This window comes from Streptomyces purpureus (genome assembly GCF_014648195.1).
In the GTDB taxonomy this organism is placed as follows: domain Bacteria; phylum Actinomycetota; class Actinomycetes; order Streptomycetales; family Streptomycetaceae; genus Streptomyces; species Streptomyces purpureus.
Map to the genome: position 1 here is coordinate 1 of NZ_BMQQ01000024.1, position 17,315 is coordinate 17,315.

Below are 17,315 nucleotides of genomic sequence, written 5' to 3' on the forward strand. Positions count from 1 at the left end.
GGTGCAGACGACGAACGAGTAGCCGATGTCGGACCAGCCGTTGCCGTCCATGTGGGAGTCCTGAAGGGAGCGGACATGGGCGGCGCAGCGGTCGTGCGGACGGTCGGTGTAGTGGCTGCCGAGGTAGTGGATCTTGACCCCGCGGCGCGGCCGGGCGTACGGGGTCGCGCCACCGGGTGTGCGGTACGCGCGGGCTCCCCACGCGGACCGCCGGATCAGCTTCATGAGGCCTCCAGGGCAAGAGAAAAGCCCCGGCCGGACGGCACGGGGCTGGGGGACCGGGAGCGGTGGGGCGTGCTCAGCCGGGGGCTTCGGCGGTGAAGCCGATGGGGGTCTTCGGCGGGCTCTTGGGCGCGGCGTCGAGCAGGCGCTGGGCGGCGGCTTCGGCTTCCTGGAGCTTGCGGACCGAGTTGCCCTTGATGTGGATGTGCACCTGCCGGTCCCCGGATGTCACGGTGATGCGCATCGGTGGCCTTTCTGCGGAGAGTTGGGATGTGCGCCCGCACGACAAAGGCCCCCGGAAGATCTCCGGGGGCCTTGTAGGTCGACGGGCACAGATGTGCTGCTGCGCCAAGTGTGACGCCGGGTGCGAACGTTTGTCCAGCGACTGGCTGTCTGGCAGATGCCCGTCAGGTGCCCCTCAGGGCGTGGTGAAGACCGCTGAGAGGTGGGCGGACAGGGCCGCCAGGTCGGGCGGGGAAGAGCGCGCCCCCAGATAGCCGTCCGGCCGGACGACGAACGCGGTGGGCCCGTCGACGGCGTAGAGCCGGGCGAACTCGCCCTGGGAGTCGCGGTAGACGGGCAGATGCCCGCCGTCCGGCCCGGTCGCGCCGTCGGCGAGGACCAGACAGGCGTCCAGCCGGTCCCTGGCCATGTTCTGGGCTGCCGCGACGAGTTGCGTGAGATCGCCGGCCTCCCCGTCCACGTAGAAGAGCAGCACGTACTCGCGGTCGCGCAGGACGTCGTACAGGCGCATGGGGAAGGTCGCGAGCTCCGTCGTCAGGCCGGTGCAGTCGGGGGCGCGGTCGCCGGGCCGCGGCCCGGGCGTGTCGGCGGACGGGCCGGTGAGGGGGGAATCGCGGTAGCCGACGAGGAGCTGCGCCTCGCGCAGCATCACCGTGCCGGGGTCCTCCTGGTCGGCCTCGATGCCCTGGCGCGCGTGCCGGACGGTACGGCCGACGACCTCCTCGCCGACGGGCCGGCGCTCGGCGTCGTAGCTGGCCGTCAGGGCGGGGCCGGCGGCGCCCTCGACGGCGAGGGCGAGCTTCCAGGCAAGGTTCCAGGCGTCCTGGATGCCGGTGTTCATGCCCTGCGCGCCGGTCGGCGGATGGATGTGCGCGGCGTCGCCCGCGACGAAGACCCGGCCCTCGCCGTAACGGTTCACCAGCCGGTGGCTGATGCGGAACACCGAGGACCAGCGCAGTGTCGACGCCGTCGTGGGCTGCGGCGAGAGCCGGTCCAGGACGGCCTGGATGTGGGGCAGGCCGGGCACGCGTCCGCCTTCCAGACCGTGGGCGATCCGCTCTCCGCCCTCCGGACGGTTCTGGGCGGCGGACGCGGCGGACAGTTCGGGCGGCACCAGCATCGACATGCGGTAGCGGCACCGGCCGGGCAGCGGGATGCACACGAGCACGTCGTCGACGGCGCCGCCCTCGTCGACGTGCGTGGCGCGCAGCCCGTACCCGTACGGCAGGTCCCAGTCGACCTCCACGTCCCCGAGCATGTACTCCTCCGGGAACGCGTCACCCTCGAAGGTCAGGCCGAGCGTCTTGCGGACGAGGGAGTGCGCCCCGTCGCAGCCGACCAGATACCGCGAGCGGATCTCCTCCTGCCCGCCCTGCGCGGTGGTGACCTGGCTGGTCACCCCGTCCGCGTCCTGGGTGAACGACACGAGCTCGACCCCGCGCTCGATACGGGTCCCGAACCGCGCGAGATGCTCCTCCAGCAGCCGCTCGGTCTCGTACTGCGGCAGTGCGGCGAAGGTGTACGGCACCTCGGGCGGCAGCCGGAGGTCGATCCGGCCCCGCTCGGCGCCGTTCACGTAGAGCAGCTGCCCTCGCATCGGCACGGCGGCCTCCAGAGCCGCCCGGACCAGCCCCATCCGGTCCCAGACCTCCAGGGTGCGGGGCTGAACGCCGACGGCCTTGGCGTACGGAAGCCGCGCCCCGAGCCGATCGACCACCCGACAGCCGACCCCACGCCGCCGCAGCTCCCCGGCCACGGTCAGCCCGACGGGCCCGGCCCCCACGACGAGCACATCGACCCGATGATCCCGCTCGGAGCGCACCACAGCCCTCTCCCACCGTCGCCCCCGCCGCACGGATCCCCTTTCATCGTGCGCCCGACAGGGGCGGGCGGCCACTGCGGGGCGGAGCGGCTCGCGGTCGGTCCTGCCACTCGTCCGTATGTCCGCCTGGTCACCGGGCAAAGGGAAGAGCGCGTGGTCGGGACCGTAAACCGACCACGCGCTCTAGCTTGGGGAGTTGTTGCCGCCCGACGGTGCGAGGCTGGCGCGACAGGACGTTCGCGCCGCCGGGCGGGGTACTGGGGCCCGGATACGGGCCGTCGCTGGGACCGCGGCAGCGGCGACGGGTTGGCCGGGTCCCTTCCTTCAGGTCAAGAAGGGGGCCGGCACCCTTACCACCGCACTGGCTCGCACGCCGCCGCGGTCCTCACGCCGTCCGGACCGCCGGCCACCCCTCATCCGGGCCGGGGTCCGGACTGCGTACGAATCTTGACCTCCCGTCAGGATCCGTACGCGGTCCATGGAGCGATCAGTCCTCGCGCAGGGCGCGGACCGCCTCCTCGACACGCTTGCCGTAGTCCGGGTCGGCGGCGTGGAAGTGGGCCAGGTTCTTCTCGATGACGTCCTCGCGGGAGACCTGGGACAGGCCGCCGGCGATGTTCGCCACCAGACGCTTCTTCTCGTCCTCCGACATCAGGCGGTAGAGCTCACCGGCCTGGAAGAAGTCGTCGTCCTTGACGTGCAGCGGGGCCTCGTGGGTGCCCGTCCAGCCGCTGATCGCCAGCGGGGCGGAGAGGGCCGCGTCCGTCTGGGCCGGGCCGGAGTACGAGTTGGGCTCGTAGTTCTTGTCGTGGCGCGAGCCGTTGCGGGTGGCCATGAAGCCGTCGCGGCCGTAGTTGTCCGCCACCGCGGCCTTGGGGGCGTTCACCGGCAGCTGGGTGTGGTTCACACCGAGGCGGTAGCGGTGCGCGTCGGCGTACGCGAACAGTCGGCCCTGGAGCATCTTGTCCGGCGACGGGCCGATGCCCGGCACGAAGTTGTTCGGGGAGAACGCGGCCTGCTCGACCTCGGCGAAGACGTTGTCCGGGTTGCGGTCGAGGACCAGGCGGCCCACGCGCTGCAGCGGGTAGTCGGCGTGCGGCCACACCTTGGTGAGGTCGAACGGGTTGAAGCGGTAGTTCGCCGCCTCGGCCGCCGGCATGATCTGCACGTACAGGGTCCAGGAGGGGTTCACACCGCGCTCGATGGCCTGCAGCAGGTCGGTCTGATGGCTGTTGGCGTCCTTGCCGACGAGCTCGGCGGCCTGGTCCGCGGAGAGCGAGCGCACACCCTGGTTCGTCTTGAAGTGGTACTTGACGAAGAAGGCCTCGCCCGCCTCGTTGGTCCACTGGTAGGTGTGCGAGCCGTAGCCGTTCATGTGGCGGTACGACGCCGGGATGCCGCGGTCACCCATCAGCCAGGTCACCTGGTGCGTGGCCTCGGGGGCGTGGGCCCAGAAGTCCCAGACGTTGTCCGGCTCCTGCTTGCCCGTGAAGGGGTCGCGCTTCTGGGAGTGGATGAAGTCGGGGAACTTGATCGGGTCCTTGATGAAGAACACCGGGGTGTTGTTGCCGACGAGGTCGTAGTTGCCCTCTTCGGTGTAGAACTTCACCGCGAAGCCGCGCGGGTCACGGACGGCGTCCGCGCCGCCGAGCGAGTCGGCCACGGTGGAGAAGCGGATGAAGAGCTCGGTCTTCTTGCCGATCTCGTTCAGGAAGTCCGCCTTGGTGAAGGCGGTGACGTCGTCGGTCACCTCGAAGAAGCCGTACGCACCGGAACCGCGGGCGTGCACGACGCGCTCCGGGATGCGCTCCCGGTTGAAGCGGGCCAGCTTCTCCAGCAGGTGCTGGTCCTGCAGCAGGAGAGGGCCACCGACGCCGGCGGTGGCGGAGTTCTGGTTGTCGGCGACCGGGGCGCCGGACTCGGTCGTGAGCACGCGCTTCGACATGGAGACCTTCCGTACGGGAGCTGCACTGCTGAGGGTGCCAGGAGCGTAAGTACGTCCCGAACCTCTCGTCAACAGTTTGTTGAAAATGAGGTGTGGTGTTCCGGTCGGCGGCGGCGCCTGGGCGCGACAGGACAGGTGTCAGCGCCGCCGCCGACCGGAAATCTGTGGATCAGACCTGCGAGCCGGAGAGCCGCTCGACGGCGCGGAGCAGGGCCGAGTGGTCCAGGCCGCCGTCGCCCTGCGCGCGCAGGGAGGCGACCAGCTGGGCAACCACGGCGCCGACCGGCAGCGCGGCACCGACGTTGCGGGCGGCGTCGGTGACGATGCCCATGTCCTTGTGGTGCAGGTCGATACGGAAGCCGGGCTTGAAGTCCCGGTTGAGGAAGTTGTCCTTCTTGCGGGTCAGGACCGTGGAGCCGGCCAGACCGCCGTTGAGGACGTCCAGGGCGGCCTGGAGGTTCACGCCGGACTTCTCGAGGAAGACGACAGCCTCGGCGCAGGCCTGGATGTTCACCGCGACGATGAGCTGGTTGGCGGCCTTCACCGTCTGGCCGGAGCCGTGCGGGCCGCACAGGACGATGGTCTTGCCCAGGGCCTCGAGGATCGGCAGGGCGGCGTCGAAGTCCGCCTGCTCGCCACCGACCATGATCGACAGTACGGCCTCGATGGCACCGGCCTCGCCGCCGGAGACCGGGGCGTCCAGGACCCGCAGGCCTTTCTCGGCGGCGTTCTTGGCCAGGTCGACGGAGGTCTGCGGCGTGATCGACGACATGTCGATGATCAGCGCACCCGACCTGGCGTTCTCCAGGATGCCCTCGGGGCCGTAGGAGATGGCCTCGACCTGCGGGGAGGCGGGCACCATCGTGATGATCACGTCGGCGTCCTTGACGGCCTCGGCGATCGAGCCGGCGGCCGTACCGCCGGCGGCGGCCAGGCGCTCCAGCTTGTCCTGCTCAAGGGTGAAGCCGGTGACCGGGTATCCGGCCTTGATCAGGTTCTCGGACATGGGCGAGCCCATGATGCCGAGACCGATCCACGCGACCTTGGGGAGATTGCTCATGATGAGGGTGCCTCTCAAAAAACTGGTGGTACGGGAAGAAGTCAGCGGGCGGCGCGGGCCTCGGCCGGGAGCCACTCGAGGGACGCGGCGGCGTCGGCGGCCTTGTACTCCAGGCCGACCCAGCCGTCGTAACCGGCCTTCTTGAGCTCGTCGAGGAGCTGCTCCAGGGGGAGCTCGCCGGTGCCCGGCGCGCCACGGCCCGGGTTGTCGGCGATCTGGACGTGCCCCGTCTTGTCGGCGTACCGCGCGATGGCCTGGCCGACGTCCTCGCCGTTCATCGACAGGTGGTAGATGTCGAGCAGGAACTTGGCGTTGCCGAGTCCGGTGGCCTCGTTGACCTTGTCGACGACCTCGATCGCGGCCTCCGCGCTCACCAGCGGGTAGAGCGGGGATTCCGGCTTGTTGAGGGTCTCGATCAGGAGGATCGCCCCGACCCGGTCGGCCGCGCGGGCCGCCAGGACCAGGTTCTCCAGGGCGAGCTCGTCCTGGACGGCCGGGTCGACACCCTCGACCCGGTTGCCGTAGAGCGCGTTGAGCGCCTTGCAGCCGACCGAGGCGGCGAAGTCCGCGGCGATGTCGATGTTGGCGCGGAAGCGCTCCGACTCCTCACCGGGGACGGAGACCGCGCCGCGGTCCGGACCGGGCAGCTGCCCGGCGTAGAAGTTGAGGCCCACCAGCTGGGTGCCGGCGTCGTCGAGCGCCTTCTTGAGGGCGTCGAGCTCGCTCTGGGCGGGCGTGGCGGTGTCGATCCAGGGCCACCACAGCTCGACCGCGCCGAAGCCCGCGGCGGCGGCGGCCGCAGGGCGCTCCAGCAGCGGGAGTTCCGTGAAGAGGATCGAAAGGTTCACATCGAAGCGCTGGTCCGTGTATCCCATGAGGGGTTCGGCGCTCCTTCCGTATTGCGGAAGTTCGTTTCTGCTTAACGGAAGATTGCCTGGAGTGGGGGAGGGCTGTCAAGAGCGGCCCACAAAACGGCGCACAAGAAAGGCGCCTTCCGGGCGTGGCCCGAAAGGCGCCTTGGAGGCTTGTACACCGCTACAACCTGCTACAACGCGTCCACGGCGCTCACCTTCCAGCCGCCGGACGTACGTGCGAGGGTCATCCGCACCCGGTTCAGGTCGACGCGGGGACCCGACACCTGGGTGCTCGTGGTCACCTGGTTCACGAAGAGCAGCACGACCGCCCGGTCCGGCGACGCCGACACCACCGACACGGCCGGGTCACCGCCGCCCGGCGGCTCCACCACCGTCGCCTTGACCACGCCCCGGTACTTCCGCGCGGTCGGCGCCACCACGCTCGTGGTGGTCCTCCGGTACTCGTCCCGGAACGCGCCGGTGAGGTGGCCGCGTGCCGCCGCGAAGTCCCGGTCCAGATGCCGGTGGTCGTACGACAGGACGACGGGCGCCGCCCGCCGCGCGGCCGCCGCCGCCTCGGCCCGCGCCCGCTCGGCCTCCCGCCCGTCCCGGTACTCCAGCGCCAGCAGGACGGCCGCGACCAGCCCCAGCATGGCCACCAGCGCCAGGAGGGCGCACAGCAGGCCCCGCCTCCGTCCGGGCGCCCGTGCCGGCGCCTCCGCCGCCTCCTCGTCCGCGCCCTCCCAGCCCGGTGCCTCCCAGTCCGGTTCCGGCGCCCGGCCGGCCGGAGGCGGGTCCTCGGGGCGGAGGGTGCGGCCGGCCACCACGGCCGGCACACCCCCCTCGGGACGTTCGGTGCGCTCGCTGCGCTTCGCGGCCGCGCGGGCGGCGGCCGACAGGGAGCGGCGGGCGGGGGAGCCGGCGCCGCCCCGGCCTCGAAGACTCGTGTTCGCCATCAGAAGGGTCCTTTCAGCCGACTCGGCCGGATCAGCCGACGAACTCGACGTCGGACGTCAGCCAGCGCCCGCCCTCGTGGACGAGGTCGAGCTGGAGCCGGTACGTACGGGCCTGCCCCTGCGGGGCGGCGGTATTGGTGACCTTGCTGTCGGCGACCACCAGGACGCGGGCGCTGCGGTCGTCGGCGCGGGTGATGCCCGCCTCCAGGACCTGGCCCTGGGACACCGACTTGTTCGCGGCCACCAGCTTGGTCAGCTCGGCGGTCTGCGCCGCGAACTGGTCCTTGAAGTCACCGGTGGCGCCCTTCAGCACGTTCGCGCTGTCCCGGTCGTAGTGCCGGTAGTCGAGCGAGGTGAAGTTGAGCGCCGACTGGCGCGCCGCGGCCAGGATGTCCTGGCGCCGTTGCTCCTCGGTGCGCTGCTCGTACACCTGGAGCGCCAGCCACCCGGACAGGGCCGTCACGAGGAGGGTCACCCCCGCCAGCGTCGCGGACAGCGCCCTGCCCCGGCGGGCGGCCTCCCGCAGGCGGCGTATCGCGGAGGCGAACGGCGCGCCTGTCATGCCATGGGTCCGACGAGCAGCCATTGCCACGAGTCCTTTCCGAACACACTCTGTTCACCGCCGGTCGAGCCGATCTCGACGGTCGTTCCGTCCGGCCCGGCCGCCCTGCCGGTCGCCGGGTCGTAGGGGGTGACGTGCGCGGCCGGGTCGGCGCCCCGGCCCGCGCGGGAGTCCCCCGAGGGGCCGGGCGCGTGCTGCGCGCCGCGCACGGACGTGGCGGCGCCGCGCGGGGCCGAGCAGCGCGCGGCGGTGTTGGCCGGCCGTTCGGCGGTGTCGGCCGGGTCGCGGCGCTGGGTCCCGTACCCCTGCCGGCACGCCGGCGGGTCGTCCTGGCCGGCGACCAGCCCGAAGTGGGTGGTGCCGTCGCCCGGGATCACGGTGTAACTGCCCGCCACCACCACGGGGAACGTGACCAGCGCCTGCTCCACCCCGGGCAGCCGGGCCACCGTGATCTGGCCGCCGCTGATCAGGTTGCCGAGCAGGACCGGCAGGTGGGGCCGGGTGGTCGTCAGCAGCGAGTTCACCTCCTGGGCCGCGGGCGCCCCGGCGCCGATCAGCCGCCGGATGTCGCCGTCGCTCGACTTCAGCTCGGCAGTCAGCGCGGCCAGGTCCTCGGAGAAGGAGCGGATCGCCGAGCCCTTGTCGGCCTGCGTCTTCAGGACCGTGCGCGAGTCCTCGATCAGCGACACGGTCTGGGGCAGCGAGTCGGACGCCGACTCCACGAGCAGGTTCCCCGAGTCCACCAGCCTGCTCAGCTCCGGACCGGTGCCCGAGAAGGCCTTGCCCAGCTCGTCGACCGTGATGCGCAGGTCGTCCTTGCCGACGGAGTTCACCAGCCGGTCCAGGCTGACAATCAGGTCCGTGGCGGGCAGCGGCACGCGCGTGTCGCGGCGGGCGATGGTGGAGCCGTCTCCCAGGTAGGGGCCGCCCGAACCGCGCGGCTGGAGGTCGACGTACTGCTCGCCGACCGCCGACCGGTTGGCCACCACCGCCAGCGTGTCCGCCGGGATGCGCGCCCCGTCCTCGATGTCCAGGACCACCGTCACCCCGTCGCCGTCCGTCAGCCGCAGCTCGCCGACCCGGCCGACCGGCACCCCCCGGTAGGTGACCTCGGCGCCCTTGAACACGCCCCCGGAGTCGGCGAAGTCGGCGTTCACGGTGTAGCCGCGGTCCAGGAGGGCGTCGACCAGCCCCGTGTACTCGGCGCCGACGTACGACACGCCCACGGCCGTCACGGTGGCGAAGGCGACGAGCTGGGCCTTGACCGTACGGGTGATCACAGCAGCATCCCCTTCAGCATCAGCTCCGCGAGGGAGACGTTCGTCCCGGCCGGGATACCGTCCCGCTCCCCCGCGGACGCGGACATGTGCGCCACCGTGCACACCGGCGGGCAGAGCGGATCGCCGTCGTCCGAGGGGCGGGAGGGCCCCGGTGGCGGCGGAACCGGCTGCGGTACGCCCGGGACGTCCGGGGCCTTCGGGTCACCCGGGACCTCCGGCACGGGAACCCCGGGCACCTCGGGCACGCCCGGCACCTCCGGAAGGCCGGGAGCGTCCGGGACACCGGGCAGAGCCGGGATCCCGGGCTTGGCCGGCTGGTCGCGGAGATTGCCGTAGATGCTCGCCAGGTCCAGATCGGCGGTGATCTTGAGGTTGACGTAGTCGCCCTTGATGGCGTCCACGGAGTTGCGCGGGAACGGATACGTCGTCAGCAGCTCCAGCGCGTTCGGCAGATCGTCGCCCGCCTTGTTGAGCTGCTCCAGGATGGGCCGCAGCGCCCGCAGGTTGGCGACCACGTCGTCACGCGATGCGTTGATCACCTTCGTCCCGGTCGTGCTCAGCGCCGACAGGGACGTGAGCATCGCGGTCAGCTTGGTCCGCTGGTCCGCCAGCACCTTCAGCGCCGGCGGTACGGTGTCGACGGCGGCCGCGATCGTCTTCTTCTCCGCCGCCAGGCGCTTGGAGAGCCGGTCTATGCCGCTCAGGGCGCGGACGATCTCCGTGCGCTGAGCGTCGAGCCCGCCGATGAACGTGTCCAGTTCGCCCAGCAGCGCCTTGACCCGGTTTTCCCGGCCCTCCAGGGCCTTGTTGAGCTCCGTGGTGATCGTCTTGAGCTGGGCCACGCCGCCACCGTTGAGCAGCGCCGACAGCGCGGACAGCACCTCCTCGATCTCCGGGTTGCGGCCGCTGCGGGACAGCGGGATGCGTGCCCCGTCCTTCAGCCGCCCGGCGGGCGCCACGTCCACGGGCGCGGACAGGGCCACGTACTTCTCGCCGAGCATGCTGGTCTGGCGCAGCTCGGCGACCGCGTTGCCCGGCAGTTTCACCGAGTCGTCGACGCGCAGCCGCACGCGCGCGTGCCAGCCGTCCAGTTCCACCTTCTCGACCGCGCCGACGGTCACGTTGTTGACCTTCACCGCCGACTGCGGCACCAGGTCCAGGACGTCCCGGAACTCGACCGTCACCCGGTACGCGTCGCCGTCGGCGGCCGCGCCGCCCGGCAACTGCACGTCGTGCAGCCCGTCGAAGTCGCAGCCCGTCAGCAGCAGCGAACCGGCCGCCGACCACACCGCGACGGTCACCCGGAGGTGCCTCATACGTCCTCCTCCAGGATTCCGCCCAGCGTCCGGTCGACCGGGCCGGTCCCGGCGGCCGGCGCGGCGGGCGGCGCCGAACCCAGCTCCGGAAGGGAGGCGAACAGCTTCTTCAGCTCGGCGCAGTCCGCCGCCTTCGCCTCGCCCGTCGTGCTCAGCAGCGAGCACAGCAGCGAGGCCGGGTCCTGGGGCTGGTCGGGGTTGTTACGGGTGTCGAGGGTCCCGGAGGACGGGTTGTAGGCGTTCTGAAGGTTCGACAGCCCGGTCGGCGCCACCTTCAGCACCTCCGCCAGCGCGGCGCGCTGCGTCACCAGCACCTTGGTGACCTTGGACAGCCCCTCCACGTTCGACGTCAGGGACTTCTTGTTCTTCCGTACGAACTCCGACACGTCCGCCAGCGCCACGCCCAGGTGCCGCAGCGTCGCCGCCAGGTCCTTGCGCTCGGCCGCGAGCTGGTCGGCCACCTTCGACAGGCTGTCGTTGAACGACCGGACGCTCTTGTCGTCGGCCGCAAGCGCCGCCGTGAACACCTGGAGGTTGCGCACCGTCCCGAACAGATCCTGGCGCCCGTCGGACAGCGTCGTCACGGCCAGGGACAGGTCCTCCACGGTCTGGTGCAGGTTCGCGCCCTGCCCCTGAAGGTTGTCCGCGCTCACGCCCAGCAGCCGGGACAGCGAGCCGTCCTTGTTCGCGCCGCGCGGGCCGAGCGCATCCGCCGTCGTGCGCAGGCTGTCGAAGACCCGGTCCAGCTCGACCGGCACGGCCGTGCGGTGCTCCGGGATGACGTCGCCGTCCCGCATCCGCTCGCCGCCCTTGTACACCGGCAGGAGCTGGACGTAACGGTCGCTGACGACCGACGAGTTGATGATGGCCGCCCTGGCGTCCGCCGGGACCTCGCGCCCGGCGTCGTACTCCAGCGTCACCTTCACCCGCTCGCCCTGCGGGGTGATCTCCTTGACCTCGCCGATCCGCACCCCCAGCACCCGCACGTCCGAGCCTGGGTAGATGCCGACCGTCCGGGGGAAGTACGCCGTGATCCGGACGGGCTCGGCGGTGGGCCACAGCACCACGGTGGCCGTGGCGACGACCGCGAGGGCGACGACGACCGCCACCGCCCGGCGCGCCTTCGTACCCGGCGCCTTCAGGCGCGGCACCTTCACGCGTGGCACTTTCACGACGAACCTCCCGTGCGCGGGACCACCGGAGCGGCGACCATGTTCTGGATGTAGCTGTCGAACCAGCGCCCGTTGCCGAGGGTGTTGGTGAAGACCCGGACGTAGGGGGCCATCAGCTTGATGGAGCGGTCCAGGCTCGCCTGGTTGCGTTCGAGCATCGCCACCACCTGGTTCAGGCCCTTCAGCGCGGGCCCGATCTCCTTGTTGTTGTCCTTGACGAGCCCGGACAGTTGGATCCCCACGGCAGCGGAGCTCTTGAGCAGCGCGTGGATCGCCGCCCGCCGTCTCGCGATCTCCGTGAACAGCTTGTCGCCGTCCTTGACCAGCCTGGAGAACTCGCCCGACCGCTCGGCGAGCACCCCGCTCACCCCGTTGGCGTGGGCGAGGAGCTCGCGCAGCGCCTGGTCGCGGGAGGCGACCGTACGGGAGATCCGCGACAGGCCCTGGATGGACGCCCGCACCTCGGCGGGGGAGTCCTCGAAAGTGGTGGAGATGGTGTCCAGGGCCGTCGCCAGCCGCTCGGTGTCGACCTGCTCGGTCGTGTTGGTCAGGTCACTGAAGGCCGCCACGACGTCGTACGCGGGTGTCGTCCGGTTCAGCGGGATCTCGCTGCCCGGCCGGAGCTGCCCCGGCCCCTTCGGCTCCAGCGCCAGGTACTTGGCGCCGAGGATCGTCTTGATGCGGATCGCCGCGCCCGTCCTCGTACCGAACGCGGGATCGCCCTTGACCCGGAACACCACCTTGACGTGGTCGCCGTCCAGGTCCACCTCGTCGACCTTGCCGACCTTCACTCCGGCGATGCGCACCTCGTCGCCGGGCTTCAGGCCGCCCGCCTCCGAGAAGGCCGCGCTGTACGTCTCGCCGTCGCCGATCAGCGGCAGGCTGTCGGCGTTGAACGCGGCGACGGTCAGCAGCGCGAGCGCGGTCAGGCCGGCCGCCCCGATGGTCACCGGGTTCCGGTCGCGGAACGGAATCATGCGGGGCCGTTTCATGCGCACCTCGCCCGGGCGACGTGGAGCTCGGGGGTGATGACCTCCTTGGTCTTCGGCAGCACGATCCGGCCGTCGAAGTCACAGAGGTAGAAGTTGAACCACGAGCCGTACGAGGCGGTCCTCGTCAGCTTGTTGAGCTTGTTCGGCAGCCGCTTCAGCACGCCCTCCACGGTCTTCTCGTTCTCGTTGAGCGTTCCGGTCAGCTCGGTCAGCTCGGCGATGTCGGCCTTCAGCGGCGGCCGGGCGTCCTCGAGCAGGCCGGACGTGGCCTCCGTCAGGTTGTTGATGTTCACCAGCGACTCCCCGATGGGCTTGCGGTCCGCCGACAGCCCCGAGATCACCCTCTGGAGCTGCTGGATGAGCCCCGAGAAGCGGGCGCCGCGCTTGTCGAGCGTCGCCAGCACCGTGTTGAGGTTGCTGATCACGGAGCCGATCAGTTGGTCCCGGTCGGCCAGCGTGGTCGTCAGGGAGGCGGTGTGCGCGAGGAGGCTGTTGACCGTGCCGCCCTCGCCCTGGAGCGTCTTGATGATCTCGGTGGCGAGCTGGTTGACGTCCTTCGGGCTGAGCGCCGCGAACAGCGGCTTGAACCCGTTCAGCAGCGCGTTCAGGTCCAGCGCCGGCTGGGTGCGCGACAGCGGGATCGTCCCGCCGGGCGGCAGTCGGGTGCCGTCGCCCGCGCCTTCCGTCAGCGCGATGTACCGCTGCCCGACCAGGCTGCGGTAGCGGATGACGGCGCCTGTGCTGCTGAGCAGAGGACGGTCCTCGGTGACCGTGAACGTGACCTCCGCCAGCGTCCGGTCCTTGATGGCGATGTCCTCCACCTCACCGACCCGCACGCCCGCCACCCGGATGTCGTCGCCCTCCTCCAGGCTCGTCACATCGCTGAACACGGCCTTGTAGGTGTGCTCGGGCGTGAAGGAGATGCTGACGATGGTGCCCGCGAGCAGCGTCGTCGCGAGGATCGTCACTACCGCGAACAGGCCGAACTTGATCAATGGAGCCGCCGTGCTCCGTGCGCTCTTCGTCCGGCTCATGCGACGCTCACCGCCGTCCCCCGGGCCATCGGGCCGAAGAGCAGGGTCGCCACCGCCGGCACCTCGTCGGCCGGTACGCCCATGACGGGCGCCACGAGCGAGCTCACGGCCCGCTGCTCGGCCGCCGTGGCGGACGACTGGTGGGCGACGGGCCCGTCGCCGGGGCGCACGTCACGCGTACCGTCGTCGAGCTTGGTGTGCCCGGCCGGGACGCCGGGGCCGGGAAGCCCACGGCAGTCGGGGCCCGACCGCTCGCGGTAGCGAGGCTCCTCGCCGGGCTCGTACCCCGGGCGGGGGCGGACGATTTCCAGGGTGATGCGCATTTCTCCGCCTCTGAAGGTCTCTTCCGCCGCCTCCTCCTGCCTCACCAGGCCCTTGAGCAGGCACGGGTACTCCGGTGCGTACCGGGCGAACAGCGCCAGCGTGGGGCGGGAGACGCGGCCCAGGGTGATCAGCCGTTCGCCGTTCTCGTCCAGGTACGCGTCGGCGGTGCCCGACATGGTGGCCGCGGAGGTGAACAGGGCGGCGAGCTGGTCCTGCTTCTCGACGAGGGTGCGGCTGGTGGTGATGGTGTTGCGCAGGATGTTCATCAGATCGGGCGCGGCATCCCCGTACACCTCGGCCACATCGGCGAACCGCGAGATGTTCTCCTTGATGGACGGCATGTGCGGGTTCAGCTTGCTCAGGTAGTCCTCGACGCGTACGAGGTTGTCGCCGATCCGGTCGCCCCGGCCCTCCAGCGCGGTGGCGAACGCGGAGAGCGTGGCGTTCAGTTCGGCGGGCTTCACCGTCCTCAGCAGCGGCAGCAGGTCGTTCATCAGTTGCTGCACCTCCATGCCGGCCCTGGTGCGGTCCTGGCTGATGACGTCGCCGGCGCGGATGGGGCGCGCCTGCGAGCCCGGAGGGGCGACGAGATCGACGTACTTCTCGCCGAACAGCGTCTTCGGCAGCAGCCGCGCCCGGACATCGGCCGGGATGCGCGACACGTGCTCCGGCTTGAGGGCGAGGTCCAGGGTGGCCTTCTCGCCGTCGGCCCGCACCTCGCGGACCTCGCCGACCAGCAGCCCGCGCAGCTTGACGTCGGCGCGCGGCTCCAACTGGTTGCCGAGCGTGCCGGCCTCCAGCGTGATCCGCACGACGGACGTGAACACCTGCTGGTAGACGGCGACGGACAGCGACAGCAGCAGGGCGAGGGCGGCGATGAAGACCACCCCGTACAGGCGCAGTTTCACAGGCGTACGCATCGGCACCTACCCCGCAATCCGTACCGTCGTGCTGGCGCCCCAGATCGCCAGGCTGAGGAAGAAGTCAAGGACGTTGATGGCGACGATGGAGGTGCGCACGCCGCGGCCCACCGCGACACCGACCCCGGCCGGGCCGCCGCTCGCGTAGTAGCCGTAGTAGCAGTGCACCAGGATGATCACGACGGCGAAGACGATCACCTTGCCGAAGGACCACAGCACGTCCACCGGTGGCAGGTACTGCTGGAAGTAGTGGTCGTACGTGCCCGCCGACTGGCCGTAGTAGCCGGTAGTGATGGTCCGGGCGGCGAAGTACGAGGACAGCAGCCCCACCACGTACAGCGGGATCACCGCCACGAAACCGGCGATCATCCGGGTGGTGACCAGGAACGGCAGCGAGGGGACACCCATCACCTCCAGCGCGTCCGTCTCCTCGCTGATCCGCATCGCGCCCAACTGGGCGGTGAACCCGGCCCCGACGGTCGCCGACAGCGCGAGCCCGGCCACCAGCGGGGCGATCTCCCGGGTGTTGAAGTACGCGGACAGGAACGCCACGAAGTTCGACGTGCCGAGCTGGTTGAGGGCCGCGTACCCCTGGAGCCCGACCTCCGTGCCGGTGAAGAAGGACAGGAACGCGATGACCCCGACCGTGCCGCCGACCACCGCGAGCGCGCCGCGCCCGAAGCTCACCTCGGCCAGCAGCCGCAGGACCTCCTTCTTGTAGCGGCGCAGGGTGCGGCCGGTCCAGGCCAGCGAGCGGCCGTAGAAGACGAGTTGGGCGCCCAGCTCCTCCAGGCGGTGCAACAGAGCCATGCGTCAACCCCTCTGCGGAACGAGTTGGAAGTACACGGCGGTCAGTACGAAGTTGGTCACGAACAGCAACATGAAGGTGATCACCACGGACTGGTTCACGGCGTCGCCGACGCCCTTCGGCCCGCCCTTCGCCGTCAGCCCCTTGTACGAGGCGACGATCGCCGAGATGGCGCCGAAGACCAGCGCCTTGAACTCGGCCGCCCACAGGTCGGAGATCTGCGCGAGCGAGGTGAAGGAGGCGAGATACGCGCCGGGCGTGCCGTTTTGGAGCACGACGTTGAAGAAGTAGCCACCCGCGACGCCGACGACGGAGACCAGGCCGTTGAGGAGGACCGCCACCACCATCGACGCCAGGACCCGGGGGACGACGAGCCGGTGGATCGGGTCGATCCCCAGCACCTGCATCGCGTCGATCTCCTCGCGGATCTTGCGCGCCCCGAGGTCCGCGCAGATCGCTGTGCCGCCCGCGCCCGCGATCAGCAGCGCCGTCACGATCGGCGACGCCTCGCGCAGCACGGCGAGCACGGAGGCCGCGCCCGAGAACGACTGGGCGCCGAGCTGGCGCGTCAGGCTGCCGATCTGGAGGGCGATGACCGCGCCGAAGGGGATCGAGACCAGGGCGGTGGGGAGGATCGTGACGCTCGCGATGAACCAGGCCTGCTGGATGAACTCCCGCACCTGGAACGGCCGCCGGGGGAGGGTGCGCAGGACGTCCAGGGTCATCGCGAAGAGGCTGCCCGACTGCCGCAGGGCGCCGATGGGGGAGAGGCTCATTTCGCCACCGCCTCCTGCTCGCGCCGGGCGATGTCCTTCCAGCGGTCGGGCCGGTCGATCCCGGTGCTCGGCAGCAGCCGGGGCGTCATGACGGCCGGTGCGGCCACCTCGTCGATCTGGGCCAGCTCCTGCTCGACCTGGGCGGCGTCCTTCTCCTCCGCCATGCCGATCGGCCCCTGCATGCGCCCGTTCAGGAACTGCCGTACGACCGGCTCCTCGCTGGTCAGCAGCTCCTCCCGGGGCCCGAACATCACCAGCTCACGCCGGAACAGCAGCCCGATGTTGTCCGGCACCTGGCGGGCGGAGGCGATGTCGTGCGTGACGATCAGGAAGGTCGCGTCGATCTGGGCGTTGAGGTCGACGATCAGTTGGTTCAGGTACGCCACCCGCACCGGGTCGAGGCCCGAGTCCGGCTCGTCGAAGAGGATGATCTCCGGATCGAGGACCAGCGCCCGTGCCAGCCCGGCCCGCTTGCGCATACCGCCGGATATCTCGCCGGGCAGCTTCTCCTCGGCACCGATCAGCCCGACCATGTCCATCTTCTCCAGGACGATCCGCCGGACCTCGCTCTCGGGCTTGCGGGTGTGTTCGCGCAGCGGGAAAGCGATGTTGTCGTACAGGTTCATCGACCCGAACAGCGCGCCGTCCTGGAACAGCACGCCGAACAGCTTGCGCACCTCGTACAGGTCGTGCTCTCGCAGCTCGGTGATGTCCTGGCCCGCGATCACGATCGACCCCCGGTCGGGCTTCAGCAGCCCCACCAGCGTCTTGAGGAACACCGACTTGCCCGTGCCCGAGGGCCCGAGCATGACCGAGATCTGCCCGGCGGGCAGCGTCAGCGAGACGTCCTGCCAGATGACCTGGTGGCCGAAGGACTTGGTCAGCCCTTCCACACAGATCTCGACACCCATCCGGTTCACCCTTCAGCCGTGGAGCAGCTCCGACATCTGCTCTACGGGGAGGGGCGGCCCGTCCGTCGCGACGAGTCGCAAGTTTTTTACCGGGCGGAAACCAGGGCGGAAACCGGGC

The 17,315-nt window shown here is 70.7% G+C and carries 17 protein-coding genes; all 17 read right to left on the bottom strand.

The window, feature by feature from the left end; genetic code table 11:
- Positions 1-225: peptidoglycan recognition protein family protein (locus IEZ01_RS25490; RefSeq protein ID WP_506417165.1), on the bottom strand; the 225-nt coding region annotated here is incomplete at its 3' end.
- Between the two features lie 73 nt (positions 226-298).
- Positions 299-466 carry a hypothetical protein gene (locus IEZ01_RS25495; protein WP_019890357.1) on the bottom strand — a complete coding sequence of 56 codons (168 nt, stop codon included), beginning with the start codon at positions 464-466 and terminating at the stop codon, positions 299-301.
- Between the two features lie 174 nt (positions 467-640).
- The gene (locus IEZ01_RS25500; RefSeq protein WP_189203969.1) at positions 641-2,290 is read right to left on the bottom strand and encodes an FAD-dependent monooxygenase; all 1,650 of its coding nucleotides are present in this window, start codon (positions 2,288-2,290) and stop codon (positions 641-643) included.
- A gap of 484 nt (positions 2,291-2,774) precedes the next feature.
- Positions 2,775-4,232, bottom strand: coding sequence for a catalase (locus tag IEZ01_RS25505; RefSeq protein ID WP_019890359.1), 1,458 nt, complete (start codon positions 4,230-4,232; stop codon positions 2,775-2,777).
- 169 nt (positions 4,233-4,401) lie between these two features.
- Positions 4,402-5,292, bottom strand: a complete 891-nt coding sequence (locus tag IEZ01_RS25510) for a 2-hydroxy-3-oxopropionate reductase (protein ID WP_189203971.1) — start codon at positions 5,290-5,292, stop codon at positions 4,402-4,404.
- 41 nt (positions 5,293-5,333) lie between these two features.
- Entirely contained in the window at positions 5,334-6,167 is an 834-nt protein-coding gene (locus IEZ01_RS25515; protein WP_189203973.1) for a TIM barrel protein, read from the bottom strand.
- 170 nt (positions 6,168-6,337) lie between these two features.
- Positions 6,338-7,102, bottom strand: coding sequence for an Rv1363c family protein (locus IEZ01_RS25520; protein ID WP_189203975.1), 765 nt, complete (start codon positions 7,100-7,102; stop codon positions 6,338-6,340).
- 31 nt (positions 7,103-7,133) lie between these two features.
- The gene (locus IEZ01_RS25525; RefSeq protein ID WP_019890363.1) at positions 7,134-7,664 is read right to left on the bottom strand and encodes an Rv1363c family protein; all 531 of its coding nucleotides are present in this window, start codon (positions 7,662-7,664) and stop codon (positions 7,134-7,136) included.
- Positions 7,661-8,944 (bottom strand): MCE family protein, encoded by a 1,284-nt coding sequence (locus tag IEZ01_RS25530; protein ID WP_019890364.1) that lies wholly within the window; start codon positions 8,942-8,944, stop codon positions 7,661-7,663. The genes IEZ01_RS25525 and IEZ01_RS25530 overlap by 4 nt, the downstream gene beginning before the upstream one ends.
- The gene (locus IEZ01_RS25535; protein ID WP_189203976.1) at positions 8,941-10,260 is read right to left on the bottom strand and encodes an MCE family protein; all 1,320 of its coding nucleotides are present in this window, start codon (positions 10,258-10,260) and stop codon (positions 8,941-8,943) included. The genes IEZ01_RS25530 and IEZ01_RS25535 overlap by 4 nt, the downstream gene beginning before the upstream one ends.
- Complete coding sequence (locus tag IEZ01_RS25540) at positions 10,257-11,369, bottom strand: MCE family protein (RefSeq protein WP_028798123.1); 1,113 nt, start codon at positions 11,367-11,369, stop codon at positions 10,257-10,259. The genes IEZ01_RS25535 and IEZ01_RS25540 overlap by 4 nt, the downstream gene beginning before the upstream one ends.
- 59 nt (positions 11,370-11,428) lie before the next feature.
- Complete coding sequence (locus IEZ01_RS25545; RefSeq protein WP_189204049.1) at positions 11,429-12,409, bottom strand: MCE family protein; 981 nt, start codon at positions 12,407-12,409, stop codon at positions 11,429-11,431.
- A gap of 11 nt (positions 12,410-12,420) precedes the next feature.
- Positions 12,421-13,458, bottom strand: coding sequence for an MCE family protein (locus IEZ01_RS25550; RefSeq protein ID WP_028798124.1), 1,038 nt, complete (start codon positions 13,456-13,458; stop codon positions 12,421-12,423).
- Entirely contained in the window at positions 13,455-14,702 is a 1,248-nt protein-coding gene (locus tag IEZ01_RS25555) for an MCE family protein (protein ID WP_189203978.1), read from the bottom strand. Before IEZ01_RS25555 ends, IEZ01_RS25550 begins: the two co-directional genes overlap by 4 nt.
- A gap of 6 nt (positions 14,703-14,708) precedes the next feature.
- Entirely contained in the window at positions 14,709-15,512 is an 804-nt protein-coding gene (locus IEZ01_RS25560) for an MlaE family ABC transporter permease (RefSeq protein ID WP_019890370.1), read from the bottom strand.
- A 3-nt stretch (positions 15,513-15,515) separates the two neighbouring features.
- Positions 15,516-16,286, bottom strand: a complete 771-nt coding sequence (locus IEZ01_RS25565) for an MlaE family ABC transporter permease (protein ID WP_019890371.1) — start codon at positions 16,284-16,286, stop codon at positions 15,516-15,518.
- Entirely contained in the window at positions 16,283-17,197 is a 915-nt protein-coding gene (locus IEZ01_RS25570) for an ABC transporter ATP-binding protein (RefSeq protein WP_189203980.1), read from the bottom strand. The genes IEZ01_RS25565 and IEZ01_RS25570 overlap by 4 nt, the downstream gene beginning before the upstream one ends.
- Between the last annotated feature and the right edge of the window lie 118 nt (positions 17,198-17,315).

Coding starts and splice junctions, on each gene's coding strand:
- IEZ01_RS25510 (WP_189203971.1), bottom strand. CDS start 5,292: ATGAGCAATCTCCCCAAGGTCGCGTGGATCGGTCTCGGCATCATGGGC.
- IEZ01_RS25545 (WP_189204049.1), bottom strand. CDS start 12,409: ATGATTCCGTTCCGCGACCGGAACCCGGTGACCATCGGGGCGGCCGGC.
- IEZ01_RS25520 (WP_189203975.1), bottom strand. CDS start 7,102: ATGGCGAACACGAGTCTTCGAGGCCGGGGCGGCGCCGGCTCCCCCGCC.
- IEZ01_RS25555 (WP_189203978.1), bottom strand. CDS start 14,702: ATGCGTACGCCTGTGAAACTGCGCCTGTACGGGGTGGTCTTCATCGCC.
- IEZ01_RS25570 (WP_189203980.1), bottom strand. CDS start 17,197: ATGGGTGTCGAGATCTGTGTGGAAGGGCTGACCAAGTCCTTCGGCCAC.
- IEZ01_RS25505 (WP_019890359.1), bottom strand. CDS start 4,232: ATGTCGAAGCGCGTGCTCACGACCGAGTCCGGCGCCCCGGTCGCCGAC.
- IEZ01_RS25550 (WP_028798124.1), bottom strand. CDS start 13,458: ATGAGCCGGACGAAGAGCGCACGGAGCACGGCGGCTCCATTGATCAAG.
- IEZ01_RS25560 (WP_019890370.1), bottom strand. CDS start 15,512: ATGGCTCTGTTGCACCGCCTGGAGGAGCTGGGCGCCCAACTCGTCTTC.
- IEZ01_RS25495 (WP_019890357.1), bottom strand. CDS start 466: ATGCGCATCACCGTGACATCCGGGGACCGGCAGGTGCACATCCACATC.
- IEZ01_RS25535 (WP_189203976.1), bottom strand. CDS start 10,260: ATGAGGCACCTCCGGGTGACCGTCGCGGTGTGGTCGGCGGCCGGTTCG.
- IEZ01_RS25525 (WP_019890363.1), bottom strand. CDS start 7,664: ATGACAGGCGCGCCGTTCGCCTCCGCGATACGCCGCCTGCGGGAGGCC.
- IEZ01_RS25515 (WP_189203973.1), bottom strand. CDS start 6,167: ATGGGATACACGGACCAGCGCTTCGATGTGAACCTTTCGATCCTCTTC.
- IEZ01_RS25565 (WP_019890371.1), bottom strand. CDS start 16,286: ATGAGCCTCTCCCCCATCGGCGCCCTGCGGCAGTCGGGCAGCCTCTTC.